Annotated in this window: 15 protein-coding genes; all 15 read left to right on the forward strand. The window is 57.5% G+C overall.

Features of this window, described 5'->3' with window-relative positions; genetic code table 11:
- Positions 1-6 precede the first annotated feature (6 nt).
- The 15 genes from J2R80_RS09610 to J2R80_RS09680 all read left to right on the forward strand — a co-directional run bounded on the left by J2R80_RS09610 (position 7) and on the right by J2R80_RS09680 (position 15,980).
- Positions 7-1,209, forward strand: coding sequence for a DUF3440 domain-containing protein (locus tag J2R80_RS09610; protein WP_253638440.1), 1,203 nt, complete (start codon positions 7-9; stop codon positions 1,207-1,209).
- Complete coding sequence (locus J2R80_RS09615; RefSeq protein WP_253638441.1) at positions 1,206-1,694, forward strand: hypothetical protein; 489 nt, start codon at positions 1,206-1,208, stop codon at positions 1,692-1,694. Before J2R80_RS09610 ends, J2R80_RS09615 begins: the two co-directional genes overlap by 4 nt.
- Entirely contained in the window at positions 1,636-2,271 is a 636-nt protein-coding gene (locus J2R80_RS09620; RefSeq protein ID WP_253638442.1) for a ParB/RepB/Spo0J family partition protein, read from the forward strand. Before J2R80_RS09615 ends, J2R80_RS09620 begins: the two co-directional genes overlap by 59 nt.
- Positions 2,272-2,594: 323 nt before the next feature.
- Positions 2,595-2,888: a hypothetical protein gene (locus tag J2R80_RS09625; protein WP_253638443.1), complete on the forward strand. Its 294-nt coding sequence runs from the start codon at positions 2,595-2,597 to the stop codon at positions 2,886-2,888.
- Between the two features lie 100 nt (positions 2,889-2,988).
- Positions 2,989-3,153, forward strand: coding sequence for a hypothetical protein (locus J2R80_RS09630; protein ID WP_253638444.1), 165 nt, complete (start codon positions 2,989-2,991; stop codon positions 3,151-3,153).
- Positions 3,154-3,646: 493 nt separating this feature from the next.
- The gene (locus J2R80_RS09635) at positions 3,647-5,482 is read left to right on the forward strand and encodes a branched-chain amino acid ABC transporter ATP-binding protein/permease (RefSeq protein WP_253638445.1); all 1,836 of its coding nucleotides are present in this window, start codon (positions 3,647-3,649) and stop codon (positions 5,480-5,482) included.
- A gap of 25 nt (positions 5,483-5,507) precedes the next feature.
- Positions 5,508-6,656, forward strand: coding sequence for an ABC transporter substrate-binding protein (locus J2R80_RS09640; RefSeq protein WP_253638446.1), 1,149 nt, complete (start codon positions 5,508-5,510; stop codon positions 6,654-6,656).
- Complete coding sequence (locus J2R80_RS09645) at positions 6,653-7,414, forward strand: ABC transporter ATP-binding protein (protein WP_256527823.1); 762 nt, start codon at positions 6,653-6,655, stop codon at positions 7,412-7,414. The genes J2R80_RS09640 and J2R80_RS09645 overlap by 4 nt, the downstream gene beginning before the upstream one ends.
- Before the next feature lie 2 nt (positions 7,415-7,416).
- Complete coding sequence (locus tag J2R80_RS09650) at positions 7,417-8,301, forward strand: branched-chain amino acid ABC transporter permease (protein WP_253638447.1); 885 nt, start codon at positions 7,417-7,419, stop codon at positions 8,299-8,301.
- 16 nt (positions 8,302-8,317) lie between these two features.
- The gene (locus J2R80_RS09655) at positions 8,318-9,121 is read left to right on the forward strand and encodes an N-acyl homoserine lactonase family protein (RefSeq protein WP_253638448.1); all 804 of its coding nucleotides are present in this window, start codon (positions 8,318-8,320) and stop codon (positions 9,119-9,121) included.
- A 618-nt stretch (positions 9,122-9,739) separates the two neighbouring features.
- Positions 9,740-10,459, forward strand: coding sequence for an SDR family NAD(P)-dependent oxidoreductase (locus J2R80_RS09660; RefSeq protein ID WP_253640952.1), 720 nt, complete (start codon positions 9,740-9,742; stop codon positions 10,457-10,459).
- Positions 10,456-11,709 carry an L-2-hydroxyglutarate oxidase gene (gene lhgO, locus J2R80_RS09665; RefSeq protein ID WP_253638449.1) on the forward strand — a complete coding sequence of 418 codons (1,254 nt, stop codon included), beginning with the start codon at positions 10,456-10,458 and terminating at the stop codon, positions 11,707-11,709. Before J2R80_RS09660 ends, lhgO begins: the two co-directional genes overlap by 4 nt.
- Entirely contained in the window at positions 11,706-13,142 is a 1,437-nt protein-coding gene (locus tag J2R80_RS09670; protein WP_253638450.1) for an aldehyde dehydrogenase family protein, read from the forward strand. The genes lhgO and J2R80_RS09670 overlap by 4 nt, the downstream gene beginning before the upstream one ends.
- 91 nt (positions 13,143-13,233) lie before the next feature.
- Positions 13,234-14,619 (forward strand): aspartate aminotransferase family protein, encoded by a 1,386-nt coding sequence (locus tag J2R80_RS09675; protein WP_375162569.1) that lies wholly within the window; start codon positions 13,234-13,236, stop codon positions 14,617-14,619.
- Between the two features lie 314 nt (positions 14,620-14,933).
- A complete protein-coding gene (locus tag J2R80_RS09680; RefSeq protein ID WP_253638451.1) occupies positions 14,934-15,980 on the forward strand; it encodes a LysR family transcriptional regulator in 1,047 nt (348 codons plus the stop codon).
- Positions 15,981-16,258: the final 278 nt, after the last annotated feature.

Below are 16,258 nucleotides of genomic sequence, written 5' to 3' on the forward strand. Positions count from 1 at the left end.
CAAGACATGGATGTCTATGACGCTGCTAGGGCCCGCATTCGGCTCGTCTTCGAACATTTCGAGCGCGTTTGTGTGGCCTTCTCGGGCGGCAAAGATAGTTCGGTCCTACTGCATCTGGCGCTGGAAGTGGGACGCGAGATGGGGCGCGGTCCCGTGCATGCCGTGTTCATCGACCTTGAGGGGCAGTATCGGGCCACTATCGAGCATGTCGATGAAGTGTTCGCGTATGAGAATGTGCGGCCGTGGTGGATCTGCCTGCCGCTCAATCTGCGCAATGCCTCCAGTCTGGAAGAGCCTTATTGGTGTGCGTGGGAGCCGGGCCGCGAGGTGGATTGGGTGCGCCCCATGCCAACACACCCATCGGTCATCAATGATCCGGCCTTCTTCTCCTTTTTCCGGCACCGCATGGAGTTCGAGGAGTTCGTCCCAGCCTTCAACGAGTGGTTAGCGCAGGACGTAGCCACGGCCTTCCTCGTCGGCATTCGCTCCGACGAATCTCTCAACCGCTACCTCGCGGTCAAACGTCGGGCACGGGTCAAGAAATCCGCCTGGACGCCACGCGGCGCGGCCGCGGCCATCCAGTGGAGCGCACGCGATCTCGCGGGCGGACGGGCGGTGACCTTCTTCCCGATCTACGATTGGAAGTTCGCGGATGTGTGGCGCTACACTGGCGAGAACGGTCATCCCTACAACCGCCTTTACGACCATATGCACTTGGCCGGTGTACCATTCTCCCAGATGCGAATTTGTCAGCCATATGGTGACGATCAGCGCAAGGGGCTGGATCTGTTCCACCGGGTTGAGCCCGAGACGTGGTTTCGTGTCGTCCGGCGCGTGGCCGGCGCCAATTACGCGGCGCGCTACTCGCGTCAGCGGCTGCTCGGCTATCGCGGTGGGTTAGGCCTGCCTCCGACCTTCAGCACTTGGCGGCAATATAGCTACTTCCTTTTGGCTAGCATGCCAGAGCCGCTGCGGATGGTCTATCAGCGCCGTATCGAGACTTTCATCAACTGGTGGGCGCAACACGGTTATCCGCTGGCGCGTTGGCCGGACGCTGGTGTGCCATCCCTTGAGAACCGCAAGAAACAACCGTCCTGGCGGCGCGTGGCCATGTCGCTGCTCAAGCAGGACATGGCTCGATCGCTGTCCTTCGGTTACGCGCGCCGCGACATCGACATGCTGGGTCTGACCCAGGAGAGATCATCATGATCCGTTTGGAAGATTGCGTGTTCGAGCAATTGCGCTCATCGGCCGACGAAGCGGCGTTTTTCGCTGTCATGGGGCGCTTCTTCGCGAGCGCCGTGGTGCGCCGCGAATGCGGCGGGTACCCGCTCAACGACGGGCCGCTTTATCGATGGTTCGTCGTGAGGCGCAAGGATCAGATGCGCGTTCTTGGCTTCATCAGCCTTGAGCAGCAGTCAGATCTCGTGCGCATCCGCGAGGGTTACCTGCGCAGCGAGGCCCGCGGGCATGGCCTGTTCCGCATGCTGCGCCAGCAAGTGCTGCAGTACATCGATGACCTTGGTCTCGAGTGTTCGATGCGAGCACAGCGGTCCTGCGCGACCTGTCTGGAGCCATATGGATTTCAAGTGCGAAGCGCCCGAGGAAGCTGGGTGACCTTGGTAAGGAGCCGACATGCAACAAGTGGCAAAACTGGTGCAGCGAGCCGAGGGTCTGTTCCGGGAGTTGGATAGCCTGCCGCTAGGCCAGCGAGTCGAAGCCATTAACCGGATACGACAGCATTTGCATGCACACAGTCCATTTGCCGACGAGCCGGTGGATTGCGTGCAGTGGGTGCGCTGTGACCGAGTGCATGGCAATGATTATAATCCCAACACAGTCGCTCCACCTGAGATGCAGTTGTTGACGCTGTCCGTTGAAGCCGACGGCTTCACCCAGCCCATCGTCACGCACGAGGAAGCGCCGAATTATTATGTGGTTGTCGACGGCTTCCATCGTCAGCAGGTGTGCAAGAAGCCGGGCAGCATCCGAAAGCGGCTGCGTGGCTACGTCCCGGTGGTGTCGATTCGCGCCGGGCGTAAGGACCAGGCTGACCGCATCGCGGCCACGATCCGTCACAACCGCGCGCGCGGAGTGCACGGCGTGCTGCCGATGACTGACATTGTGGTCATGCTGCTGCGCGCGGGCTGGAACGAGATCGACGTGGCTCGCGAGTTGGGCATGGACGTCGAGGAGGTGCTGCGTTTCAAACAGGTCTCTGGGCTGCCGGAACTGTTCCGCGACCACAAGTATTCGCCATCCTGGGATTGAGAGATGATACCCGAAAGAGCCAGTTGCGCGAACTCGTGTTTCCGGTTCGGTATTCTTTCGATTGTGAAGGCTGAAGGGAGACAGGCAGGGTTATTTGAAGGTCTTTGGCATCGATCTTGCCGACAGCCTTCGCAACAATGAGTGTCAACTATGCCCGGCGCCGATCTTGCCAACAACAAGACGTACGAAGGTTTGCCTTGTCAATCTGACGGGGCGGAAATGTTCGCCTTAGCGATATCAGTGGTCGGGCTGCGGCGTGTGGCCCTCTCCCAAAGAGTCCCGTTGATGGCGGATGGCATGTAATAACGGGACGGAACGCTTGAATGAAACGGATCTCCATTCAATTTTCGGCGCCCAATCAAGATCAGTTCGGCATCATGATGGCCCTGATGGTGGATGCGATGATGTTGCTCATCGTTGAGAATATCGAATCTCGTCCGGAGGATCGTGCCGCTCGCCTTGAGACGCTGAGACGGCGCCTGGTCCGAAATGTTTTGAACTGGAGCGTGAATGTTGAGGGAGGTGAGGTGGCCCTGAGCGATGAGGCTATTGGGACCGATCTCGCTCGGCGATTTGTGGAGTATTGCTTCGATCGGCTGCGGATTGGCGAGGCGTAAGGAGACGCCGCACGCGCGGGAGGTGAAGACCGCGACCACTCTATGAAATAGCCCGACATAATACTTTTGAGTGAATTGACATTTGGATGTATGATGCATCATGGTTTCGCAGCATAAGAGAATCGCGGAGCAAGAGTTCGGGATGGAATACGCTCAAATCGAAGTCGCTGTGACAACTGATGCAACCGTCCTGACCAGCGGGGTGATTTTTGTTGAGCTCAAGACCTATCGCGTGGGCTCGTGGTGGGGGACGGTGAAGTGCTGACCGTGGCTCCGGAGCGGCCCGCAACAATCAGCGCTGAACATATTCGTCGAATAGCCTTGTTTGCTGGCCCTGTTCCTTTCTCGCGACGTTTGCATTCTGGCGTTGCAAAGGCAGCGTTGGCGTTTCATGCCTGTTTTGGATTCGGCTTCTATTCCAACCTACAGAACGTGGTCTCGTAAAGCTCAACAATGCCGCGAGCGCTATTCGGGCTGGCCTCCGATGCTGCGGGGGGCAGGGCGGCTTGGCTCTTCATTAGCTCAATAACGTCCGTCCTCTGTACTTTCCGACTCTGCCTTTATGCCGATCACGACTGACGAAATTGCCAATCCAGAAGGTTCGGAACCTTCCGAGCCATTTCACCACACATCAATAAACTTCACCAACTGAGCCATCTTTCCAGATTTCCTTAATTCCTCGTGCTCAGTGGCGACGCAGAAGGCGATGCGTTTCATCGCCAACGCGCGGACTTGGGGCATTGCGACGAGGGAGCCGCATGAAGGTAATGAGCCGATATTTCTCGCAGAAGGCCGTTCTCTCGGCTGCGTTGCTTGCCTTGCCATTACTCGTTCTGGCAGTGATCGCTGGCGGTGCGGCACCGGCTCCCAAGCTGGTCTACATGAATTTTTGCTTCTACCTAATCGCCGTTCTTGGGCTGAATGCCTATAGCGGGAACACGGGTATTTTGTCTTTCGGGCATGTTGGCTTCATCGCCTTGGGTGCGCAAATCTCCGCCACCTTGACAATGCCCCCCATTGTCAAGGCTTCGTCCTTGCCGCTGCTTCCCGATTTCCTGCAAGGCGCTCAACTAGGCCTCTTCGCCGCCAGTTCGATCACGCTTGTCTGCGTCGCGCTGATCGCCGCAGTCGTCGCCATTCCAATCTGCAGACTAAGTGGTGCGTCAGCCACGATAGCCACGCTTGGCTTCCTGATCGTGGTGAACTCCGTGATCATCGGCGCGCAAGGTGTCACCCGTGGCAGCCAGGCGATGTTCGGAATTCCGCCTCTTGTCACTGTGCCCATAGCCACCGGTTTCGCCGTCCTGGCTCTCATTCTATGCCGGCTACATAAGGACTCCATCCTGGGCTTGTTCGCGCGATGCGGACGTGAGAACGAGGCGGCTGCCTTTGCCTGTGGCATTGACATACGAGTGGCCCGCTATTGGGCATTCGTCTTCAGTGCGGTCATCTGCGGAGTGGCGGGCATCGTGCTCGCACATTCGGTGACGGTCTTCTCGGCCCGCAGTCTTTTCCTCGATATGATGTTCGCCCACATCGTGATGCTTGTGGTCGGGGGCATGGGCAGCGTCACGGGCGCGGTCTTGGGGACTGCCACTATTACATTGCTCACCGAGATTTTGCGACGTCTGGAAAATGGCTTCCAAATCTTCGGTCTCGCCGTGCCACAGATCTTCGGGCTGACAACGATTGGGCTCAGTCTGGCTATCCTCATCGTACTCTATTGCCGTAGGGAAGGGCTTGTTGGGACACGTGAGGTCGAGGATTTTTTTACGCATGTTTGGAGCAAGACTGCACGTCTTCGTGAAACGGGGCCGACGAAATGGGCTGATCCTGATGCCACCTCACAACAGAGGATGAGTCCTCTGACTCTTGTCGACGTCAGCAAAGCTTATGGTGGTCTACGGGCAGTTGATCACGTGTCTCTGACGGTCAACCCAGGGGAAGTTCTTGGACTGATCGGCCCTAACGGTTCTGGAAAGACAACTTTACTTGGCTGCATCGCCGGTACTCACGCAGTGTCTTCGGGCTCTATTCTCCTTGGGGGCGAGATGATCAGCGATTTGCCCTCGTTTGCGGTGGCAAGGCGCGGGATCGCACGCAATTTCCAGACGATCCGGCTTTTTGCTCGTCTAACAGTTCTTGAGAATGTGAAGGCTGCGATGGCTCAGCACCTTCGCTCTGCTGGTCTGGGTGAACTCGACGCCAAATCCAGGGAACTGCTCAAGAATATGGGCATCGAGGCGCTCGCCGACCGGACAGCAGGTGCGCTTGCCTATGGCCAACAGCGTCGGCTGGAAGTAGCCCGCGCCCTCGCTAACGATCCGGCGTTCTTGCTTCTTGACGAGCCCGCCGCAGGATTGAACGAAGTCGAAACGGCCGATCTCCTCACCACGCTGCGCCGCCTGGTGCTCGAACGGGGTATCGGCCTGATCATCGTCGACCATGACATGCATCTCGTCGTCAACCTGTGCGAACGGATAGCCGTCCTCAACAAGGGAGAACTTCTCACGGTTGGGCGCCCGCTGGAAGTGACACGAGATGTTGCTGTCAGGGAAGCTTATTTAGGGCGGCGATCCGCGGCCACCGTCTGACCGGGCATATTCCAGGAGGATTATAATGCAACGGTATCTACAAGTTGCGAGTTTTATTGCGGCGCTGGGTATATCGATCGCTCACGCCGAAACGGTCAAGATCGGCTTACTCGGCGGCCAGACGGGCGGACTTGCCAGCCTCGATCAACCTCTGCTGCACGGGGCCGAATTGGCGGTCGAAGAGATCAACGCCACGGGAGGTGTGGACGGCAAGCAACTTGAGCTGATTGCGCGCGATACCCGCTCCGACACGGGCGAGACTGCGGTAATGGCTAACGAGATGGTTGGTCTCCAGGTCAATTTCCTAGTGACCCCGTGCGATGCAGATACCACCATAGCCGCTGGCCAGGCCGGGCAGGCCGCAGGCATCGTGACCATCAGCGGCTGTGCGTCCCCGCCGATCTTGCCGGGCAATGTCGGCGACTATCTGTTCCTGAATGCCACACCCGACAACATCCAGGGCACGGCTCTGGCCGAGTACGCCGAGAAGCAAGGCTATAAAACGGCCCTGACGTTGGTCTCGCCGGACAGTCCTTATACAGAAAAGCTGCCGCAGTATTTCGCCAGTGTGTTCAGGAAGGACGGCGGCAACGTTCTTCCGACGGTCAGCTATAAGATGGGACAGCAGGACTTCTCCGTCGAAGTCAGCAAAATCCGGGATATCTCCCCCAAGCCCGATGTCATAGTGACTTCGGCTTTCGAGCCTGATTTTCCGGCCTTTATCAAACAGCTTCGAGCCGCTGGCGTCGATATACCGGTGCTCAGCGCCGATGCAATCGACACCGCTACCACCTTTGCCCTCGGTGGCGCTGCGGAAGGAGTTGTTTTCTCCACGCATGGTTTTCCCGAGGCTGGCAATCGTCTCAGTCAGTTCAACAAGCGCTATCAGGCTAAGTTTGGATCAGCGCCAGAAAGTATTTTTGCGGCCTTGGGGTACGACCTGATCGAAGTGATCGCCGCAACTGTAAAAGGTGCTGGCGGCCACCTTGATGGTGGGGCGTTGCTGGCATCGCTCAACAACATCGAGAATCTGAAAATCACCACAGGTTCGATTACGTACAAAGGTATGAACAGGGTGCCGAACCGGCAGGTCGCCTTGGTGCGGGTCGTTGATGGAAAGCCCCAGCACGTCGAAGACATCATTCCCGATGCATCGAAGATTCCCGCGCCATGAACGACATCTGTGAAACCACAAAGGCGGATACCACTGCTCGCAGGAAGCCGATCCTGACGATGAGCAACTTGAACGTTCGCTATGGGCCGGTTCATGCGGTTCGCGGTGTGAGCATCGAGGTGCCGGAGCAAACCATCGTCGCACTGTTGGGCGCTAACGGTGCCGGCAAGAGCTCGGTGCTGGCGGCGTGTATGGGACTTCTACCCTCAACTGCAGATAGCCTGACCTTCGCCGATAAAACGATTTTGGGGGCGCGTACAGAAGAACTGGTGCGTGTCGGAATGACGCTAACTCCTGAAGGTCGTAAGGTCTTTCCAGGGCTTACAGTTGCCGAGAATCTGGCCATGGGCAGTGCAGGGACAGCGAAGTTGCGTGCCCGCGGAAAGGTCATCCGGGAAAGTGTCTTGGAGCTATTCCCGCGTCTGAGTGAACGCTTGAACCAGAAGGCTGGCTCCTTGTCTGGCGGTGAGCAGCAGATGCTGGCTATCGGCAGATCGTTGATGTCGGAACCGAAGCTTCTGCTTTTGGATGAACCTTCTCTCGGGCTGGCGCCGAACATCGTTGATCAGATCTTCGATCTGATCGTCCTATTGAACAAGACAGGAACCACCATCCTGCTTGTTGAGCAAAACGCGGAAGTCTCGCTCGATATCTCGCACACGGCCTTCGTCCTTCGGGGTGGTGAGGTGGCAGTGTCAGGAAGCAGTGCCGATTTGCGCAGGCGCGGCAATCTCGGTGATCTTTACTTTGGGGTCTGACGATGGAGTTCTTTCTCCAGCAAATCATAAACGCACTGGCATTGGGTGGCACCTACGCCTTGATCGCGATTGGACTCGCGATGATTTTTTCGGTGATGAATCTCATCAATTTTGCCCATGGCGAGTTGATGACCATTGGCGGCTACGTCCTTTTCTTCCTGCTTGCTATGGGCATGCCGTTCGGTGCGGCCGTGCTGCTATCGCTGGCCGCCGCCGCACTAGCGGCAGTTGTCATGGAGCTCGTGGCGTTTCGTCCTTTCCGCAATGCCGACATAGTCACGATGTTGCTGACGAGCTTCGCGGTCAGTTCAATCCTGCATGTCCTTTTTCAAAATATTATTGGAGTGCGTCCCAAGGCCATCGCTATTCCTCAAGGGCTGTCGGGTGCTTGGACGATCGGGGCCTTCAACGTAGGTATTGTTCCGCTCATTGCCATCCTCGCGTCGCTTGTGTCGGTGGTTGCACTGGTGGCGTTTTTACGGACAACACATATTGGCGTGGCGATGCGCGCCGCAGCGCAGGACTTCCGCACAACTCAATTAATGGGTGTTAACGCCAATGCTGTCATTCTGATAGCCTTTGCGATTTCAGGTCTGTTCGCCGGGGTAGCCGGCGCACTCTGGATTTTTCAGAGAGGAAACGTCGACCCAATCATGGGTGTCTTGCCACTGCTCAAGGCCTTTATCGCGGTCGTCGTTGGCGGTTTAGGCAGCTTGCCGGGAGCTGCTGTCGGAGGCCTCCTGCTTGGCGGCCTCGAGGTCTTTCTTCGTGCCTATCTCCCAGACTGGTTGCTGCCATTCCGGGACGCGATCAGCCTCTCGCTGATCATTGGCGTGTTTACATTTTATCCACACGGCCTTTTCGGAAAAGCGGATGCAGTCCGGTAGGGTAGGGGGAATGCCAATGACCGTTTCGTATTGCGAGACTGGCGAAATTAGAATCTACGCCTTGTTCTGCGGCGGCGACAAGATGGACATGGCTGTATTCGATCCATTCGACCCCAATGTTGGGACGAAGATGTTCAATCCCTATTTTGCCTACCTTATCACACATCCAAGGGGGAATGTGCTGTTCGATACGGCGGGACATCCTGATCTGCGAACCAATCCAAGGAGCAGATTGGGCAATGGCGCGGACGCATTCGATGTGGTCATGCAGCCGGAGGATTGGGTGGTGCCCCGCCTGGCAGAACTTGAGCTTAGACCAGAAGATATCCCGGTTGTGGTGCAGTCGCATCTTCACTTTGATCATGCCGGTGCACTCGAATGGTTCAAGCATGCAGAGATTTTTCTCCAGAAACCGGAGCTGGAATTTGCGCGCAATCCCGCTATCTACCAGCGGGCGGCTTATGTTCGCGCCGATTTTGAGCATGACTTGAACTGGCACCTCATAGAGGGCGAATACGATCTCTTCGGCGATGGCACATTGTTGTTGGTTCCCACACCGGGGCATACTCCCGGTCATCAATCCCTTCTCGTTAGATCGGGGCCTGGTAGGAGCTTCTTCCTGCTGGCGGACGCAACGTATCTGGTCGCAAAGATGCGGCAGAGGGCGTTGCCGGGTCTCCTCTGGAATCCCGATGCGATGGTGGAAAGTTGGCTTCGGATCGAGGAGATCGAGCGAGACGAAGGAGCAGCTCTAATCGCTACGCATGAACTGGACTTCGAAAGTGGTGTGCCGAAATCACCTTCTAGCTGGTACAGCTAGGCGTAGCTGATCGGCCTGCTCAATTGTGGTTCCGGCATTCGGGCGAAGGGCTAAATGAAAGCGGTCCCCCCCAGGCGTGGTGGCTCTGAGCGAAGAGGCAATCGGACTGATCTGGCTCAACGTCATGTAAAGTATTGTCTCGACTGGAAGGCAATTAGCTAGCCATAATGTTCATCTTCAAGATGTTTCATATCGTTATTTTCGACGATTTCGATCAAACGGTCATCGTTCCTATTCAGGCAGATTTAACGATCTCCCGCTCCGTAATCCGTAATCCTGCAACGCGTCTGGTTCATTACGCATTGATACAGTGATGTAGAGTTTTATTTTCATGCACGCCTTGTCGGGCCTGTTTTTTACTTGTCCGATCTTCGCTTAGGGGCTTCGGGGCGCTGCGCACGCCAAATCCGCTTGCTGGACTCACCTCCTAAGCTCGAGACGGGGCCGTGCGGAAATCGTGCAGAGTTTGAGGGCTAGTCCCAGCAAGCCAGAACGTTTGCTTATTTCGGAAGAATAGCGTTGTGGCGGTCAGCGGGACCTTGTCAAGCGAGCTGCATTCAGTCATGATGCATCAAACATCCAAATGGACGGAAGCTGCTGTTGAGTGATCAACCAATCATGCTGTTGGCCGGCGCCCGTCGTGGGGTCGGCCACGCCACCGCCGAACTGTCTCAGGAACGGGGCTGGCGGATTCTTACGGTTTCCCGGCAATCCTTTGCGGAGGAATGTGCATGGCTAGCGGGGCGGGAAGATCACATCCAGGCTGATCAGTCAGATGACTCTCAAATTGATCGTCTCGCTGCGCGCGTCCGCGGGCGCCTGCTGAACGCCAGGCCGCAAGCCCTCGTCAACAACGCTGACATTTCCCCAGAAGGTCCAAGCAAAGCTCGGCTCGGCGTCGCCACAACGGATGCCGCGACGTGGGCGCAAGTACTCGACGTCAACCTTGTCTCGACTGCACTGTTGGTCCGGGCCCTGCTGACGGAGTTGGAGGTTCCCAGGGGCTCGATTGTCAACGTCACCTCGATTGCAGGCGAGCGCGTCCATCCCTTTGCGGGTGTCGCTTATATGGCCTCGAAGGCTGCTCTTGCGTCGCTGACGCGCGGATTGGCGCATGAGTTTGATGGGCGAGGCGTGCGTGCAAGCGCCATCTCGCCCGGCGAGATCGAAGCTTCGATCTTGTCTCCCGGGACCGACGAGCTCGTGGCAGCTGAAGTGCCGTTGAGGTGCATCGGCGATGCCTTAGAGGTGGCGAAGGCGATCCATCTTCTTTGCACCAGTGCATCATCTTACATCAACGGCGCGGAGATCCACGTCAACGGCGGGCAGCACGTATGACCGCGACCCGTGCCGCTCAATACTCTGCGTTCGACTATTGCGTGATTGGTGGAGGCATCGTCGGTCTCGCAACCGCTATGGCTCTGTCGAAGGCCGAACCGGGAGCCCGGATCGTTCTACTTGAGAAAGAGAAGGCGCTTGCCACGCACCAGACGGGCCACAACAGTGGTGTGATACACACGGGGATCTACTATCAACCCCGCTCCCTGAAGGCTCGACTATGCCGTGAGGGAGCAGAAGCGACTATGGCGTTCTGCCGTAGCCGGGCCATCGCTTTCGAGACCTGTGGCAAACTGCTGGTTGCTACCAACGACCGCGAACTCCAGCGCATGGAGGCGCTGGAGGAGCGCGCGAAGCTCAATAACATACTCGTCGAACGGCTAAGTGGGCACAGGCTTGGCCGTATAGAGCCTGCCATAGCCGGAGTCGGTGCGTTGTTAGTGCCTTCGACCGGCATCGTCGATTATCGGGCCGTCTGCGGCGCCATGGCGGAGGGGTTGCGAGAACGGGGGGCCGAGATCAGGCTGGGCGCCCCTGTGACGTCGATCAGGGAGGAGAGCACTCACGTCGCCTTGCGTGCCGGTGGCTCAGTGTTGCTCGCTCGCCGCCTCGTTGCCTGTGCCGGTCTCCAGTCGGATCGACTGGCGAAATTGGCCGGCTTGGACATAGCGCACCAGATTGTGCCTTTCCGAGGTGAATATTTTTCACTTCCCCAGGCGCGTTCGGGCCTGGTGCGACATCTCATTTATCCGATTCCCGATCCCGAGTTACCATTCCTGGGGATCCACCTGACTCGCATGATCGATAACAGTGTCATCGTCGGACCCAACGCCGTGCTCGGCTTTGCGCGGGAGGGCTATCGCAAGGGCAGCGTAAATCTGGCCGACGTCGCTGGCATGGCCACCTTTCCCGGATTCTGGCGGGTCCTTGCCGAGAATTGGCGTTCGGGTGTCCGCGAATTCAGAAACTCCATGTCGAAGGCCGCTTATCTTGAGGAGTGCCGCAAATATTGTCCTGAGTTGAAGCTCAGCGATCTTGGCGCCCCCCTTGCTGGCATCCGAGCGCAGGCTGTGTTGAAGGACGGCGCGCTCGTGCACGATTTCCTGTTCATCGGAAGTGAGCGGATGCTGCATGTCTGCAACGCCCCGTCGCCGGCGGCCACTTCCGCAATCCCAATCGGAACCATGATCGCCGAGCGCCTGCTTTCAGGCGTTGCGGGACCCGATCGTACAGTGAGGAGATCTAATTGACCATTTATCCGAATTTCGTTGCCGGCGCTTGGGTTGACGGGTCCAGTTTTGTTGAGAACATAAATCCAAGTGACATTCGCGACACTGTAGGGCTGTACGCAAATGCGGATAGAGACACCGTCGAAAGCGCCATCGAGGCTGCCGGATTAGCTTTTCCGGCTTGGTCGCGAGTCAGTCCAGAGGTTCGTGCCGACATTCTCGATCGCGTCGGAACAGAGATCCTCATCCAGCGCGACGGACTTGGTGAACTCCTATCACGGGAGCAAGGCAAGATACTCTCGGAAGGCGTCGCCGAAGCGGTGCGCGCCGGGCGGGTGTTTAAGTTCTTCGCAGGTGAGGCGCTACGGTTGAATGGCGAGCGCATCACGTCGGTTCGTCCGGGCATCGAGGTAGAAGTGCTGCGCGAACCCGAAGGCGTGATAGGCATCATCACGCCATGGAATTTCCCTCTCGCCATTCCCGCCTGGAAGATCGCGCCGGCTCTCGCCTATGGCAATACGGTTGTGTTCAAGCCTGCTGAACTCGTACCGGGGTCCGCCTGGGCGCTGGCGGAAATTCTTTCGCGAGCCGGACTGCCCGAGGGCGTTTTCAATCTTGTGATGGGTCCAGGGCCGCAAGTCGGCCAGATCCTGGTGGAATCGCCAAGAATCCGTGGCATCAGCTTTACCGGTTCAGTTCCCACCGGTCGGCGCATCGGTATCGCCTGCTTTGAGCGGGGTAAGAAAGTCCAACTCGAACTCGGAGGGAAGAACCCGCTGATCGTACTTGATGATGCCGATCTCGATTCTGCCGTGAGTGTCGCGCTCAACGGTGCCTTCCACTCAACTGGACAGCGCTGCACGGCATCGAGCCGTTTGGTTGTGCAAGATGGAATCCACGCACGTTTTGTCGAACGGTTGACGGAGCAACTCGTCAAACTTCGGGTGGGCCATGCTTTGAAACCCGACAGCCAGATAGGTCCGGTGACGAGCGCTGACCAGCTTGAGCGAGATCTCTTTTATGTAGGGATCGGTCGCGCAGAGGGAGCTCGCCTCGTCTACGGAGGCGAACGGCTCATATGTGACGAGCCGGGTTACTACCTGTCGCCAGCGCTCTTTACCGATACCGAAAACGTAATGCGGATCAACCGTGAGGAGATCTTTGGGCCGGTTGCCAGCGTCATTCGAGTTAGAGACTACGAAGAGGCGCTGGCAATTGCCAACGACACCGAGTTCGGCCTGTCTTCGGGCATCTGCACCACTTCGCTGAAATTTGCATCGGACTTCAAGCGTCGATCGAGCGCGGGCATGGTCACGGTCAATTTGCCGACGGCTGGTGTCGACTATCACGCGCCCTTTGGCGGAAGGAAGGGATCATCCCATGGTCCACGCGAGCAGGGTGCCTATGCGCGCGAATTCTACAGCGCTGTCAAGACGGTCTACGTTCAATCGTGAAGCCAGCCAGTTGTCGTCGATAGTCGTGCTCCAGTGCGATGCATCAATTCACAAGATATTAACCTGAAGTCTCACGAAAGGCCTCTCTCATATGTTGCGTCCCAGTCCGAATTCTATTGAGTCGCGTGACATCGCCTATCATCTACATAGTTACACCAACGCGAAGAAGCATCTCGAAGTCGGTCCACTCGTGATCGACCGGGGTGAGGGGATCCACGTCGTCGACGCCGCCGGCAATCGTTACATCGAGGCCATGGCCGGTCTGTGGAGCGTGGCCGTGGGCTTCGGCGAGAAGCGCCTCGTCGAGGCGGCAACGCGTCAGATGGAGAAGCTTCCATTTTACCATACGTTCTCGCACAAGTCGCATGGACCGCTCATCGATCTCGCCGAGAAGCTTGTCACCATGGCACCCGTGCCTATGAGCAAGGCGTATTTTACCAACTCGGGCTCGGAAGCCAACGATACCGCGATCAAGATGATCTGGTATCGTTCCAACGCGCGTGGTCAGCCGGGCAAGAAGAAGATCATCGCGCGCGAGCGGGCTTATCACGGCGTGACCATTGCCTCGGCTAGTCTGACTGGGCTTGCCAATAATCATCGTGCTTTCGATCTCCCGATCCAAGGCATTCTGCGCACGGGCAGCCCACATCACTGGCGTGACGCTCTGCTGGGCGAAAGCGAAGAGGCGTTCGCGACGCGGCGCGCCAATGAACTTGAGGAACTGATCATCGCCGAAGGGCCAGAGACGATCGCTGCTTTTTTTGGTGAGCCCGTAATGGGCGCTGGCGGCGTCATCGTTCCACCGCGGACTTATTGGGAGAAGATCCAGGCTGTTCTACGCAAATACGACATTCTCCTCGTGGCCGACGAGGTCATTTGCGGCTTTGGGCGTACGGGCAACATGTTCGGAAGCGAGACATACGACATCGAACCCGACATCATGGTGCTATCGAAGGCGCTCTCTTCGTCCTATCTGCCGATTTCTGCCCTGCTCGCAAACGACAAGGTGCTGGAGCCTGTGATCGAAGAGAGTGATCGGATCGGAACGTTCGGTCATGGATTCACAGGCGGTGGTCATCCAGTTGCCGCGGCCGTTGCACTTGAATCGATCGCAGTTATCGAGGAGCGGGGCCTCGTATTGCATGCAGCCAAGGTTGGTGAGCGGCTCCTCGGCGGCCTCAACGCGCTTCGCGATCATCCCCTGGTTGGCGAGGTGCGTGGGGTCGGGCTTATTGCGGCGGTTGAGTTGGTTACCGATAAAGCATTTCGAACCGCACTCGCCACCCCGGGAGAGTTAGGGGGACTCGTCAACACACAGCTTCAGGCGGTCGGTGTCATCAGCCGCAACATGGGCGATGCGATCGCATTTTGTCCGCCGCTGATCATTTCGGAGAGTGAGGTCGACGATCTCGTTGCTCGCTTTAGGCTCGCTCTCGATCGGACGTTAAGCGGTCTAAAACATTTGCCCTTGGCGTAAGCTCGACTGCGATCAGCGTGTCGGAGAGGAAGCCATGAGACCGCTACTCGGTTGGTTGACTGACGCCGTGTACACCACGCCTGCCAAGAGTATAGAGTCGTGGAGATGCTATTCAGCAGTGTCTCGAGGCAGCCTACACCTGCCTATTGGATGCTCTCGACAATTCGCAAGAATGGAGGGCGGGCGATCGCGGCGGCGTCTATCGCCGCCGACAGGGCCAATTTTGTCGCGCATATCGTGATGGTCACGAGGTGGCCGAGCCGGGGCTACTCTTGGAGGGGGGCTGGCCAATGTTTCTCTAGTGGAAACAAGAGATGCCCCGCGGTCTCCGCAGGACGGTGGCAAAAGTGCACGACGCGAACCAAGCGAACGACAAGAAGTTCATTGTATCCGGAACAAGTCGGGGAAACTTGCTGTCCACGGCTGATCAGACTCGATTGCCGCTCGGCTTGAACGCATTGCGTCTTTTGAGATATGCATTGGCCGCAACCGAGCACGGAAGCCTGCGCCGCGTCGCTCGAGCATTTGGGGTGCAGGAATCGACGGTCAGCCGCAACATCTGCGCGTTGGAGCAGTATCTCGATATGCAGCTATTTGAACGCCTCTCGAGTGGCGTTCGCTTGACCAATGAAGGGGTTCGATGGCTCGAGGCCAATCGCCCTCGAATTGAAGGCTTGGAAGAAGCGTTGACGGAGACCTCGCGCCGAAATCAGGGAAGCAAAAGTCTCCGCATAGGCTTTTGTGCCCCGGTCGGTCAGGAGTTTCTACTCCGGCTCATCGATCGGTTTCTGAAGGTCTACCCTGAGATGAATGTCACGATCCAGGACGGAAGTTGTGGCACGCAGGCCGTCGCTGTCCGTCGTCGGAGTGTCGATGTTTCTTTCATGTGCAATAATTGCAAAGTCGCCGGTTGTCGTAGTCTAGCGATTTGCGAAGAGCGTATCTTTGTCCTTCTTGCCGATGAGCATAAACTCGCGCCACGCAATGCACTCACCTGGGAAGATCTGGCGGACGAGACATTGCTCGTTCCGACGGATGCGGAGGGTTCGTTACTCGATACATGCTTTCTCAAGCAATTAGACGCCGGCTCTCGCGCGCCAGTCATCGAGCGTTGCCATGCAAGTCATGCGACTACCCTGCTCAAGGTGAAGTTGGGGCAGGGCGTTACGATTGCCGGTGAGGGTTTCGCCAAGGAGCTCGCCGTGGCGGGCACCGTATGGCAGCCAATTGTTGGTGCTGCCAGTTTCGGCTCACTCAAGGCTGTATGGCTTGCCTCAACCCCTAAGCGCGCCACGCTTCGTCTCATCAAGATCGCCCGAAACATGGTGAGGGAGCGCAGAGCGCGGGCCTTAACCGGGTAATATCGAGCTACCACGACGGGGTGCAGGTTTACCCTCTTCCCACTCATGCAGTCCGGGGCTTTTGCTCCACTCCTCTTCAAGCTTCTAGTCGCTTCTTCAGGCAATTGCGCAGGCCCCCGGGGGATTCTGCTGAGGCGAGGCGGCTCGATCAGCTCTTCCGCCACGCTGCATCAAGTGGGAGGAATTCGTTAAATTTTCCTACTTGTAAAAGACGCATTTCCTATTAAGATGCATCAAACATCAAAGACGTGGGAAGGTGCCGTGTTTTGGCAGCGGCG

Source organism: Bradyrhizobium sp. USDA 4541 (assembly GCF_024171085.1).
GTDB classification, from domain to species: domain Bacteria; phylum Pseudomonadota; class Alphaproteobacteria; order Rhizobiales; family Xanthobacteraceae; genus Bradyrhizobium; species Bradyrhizobium australafricanum.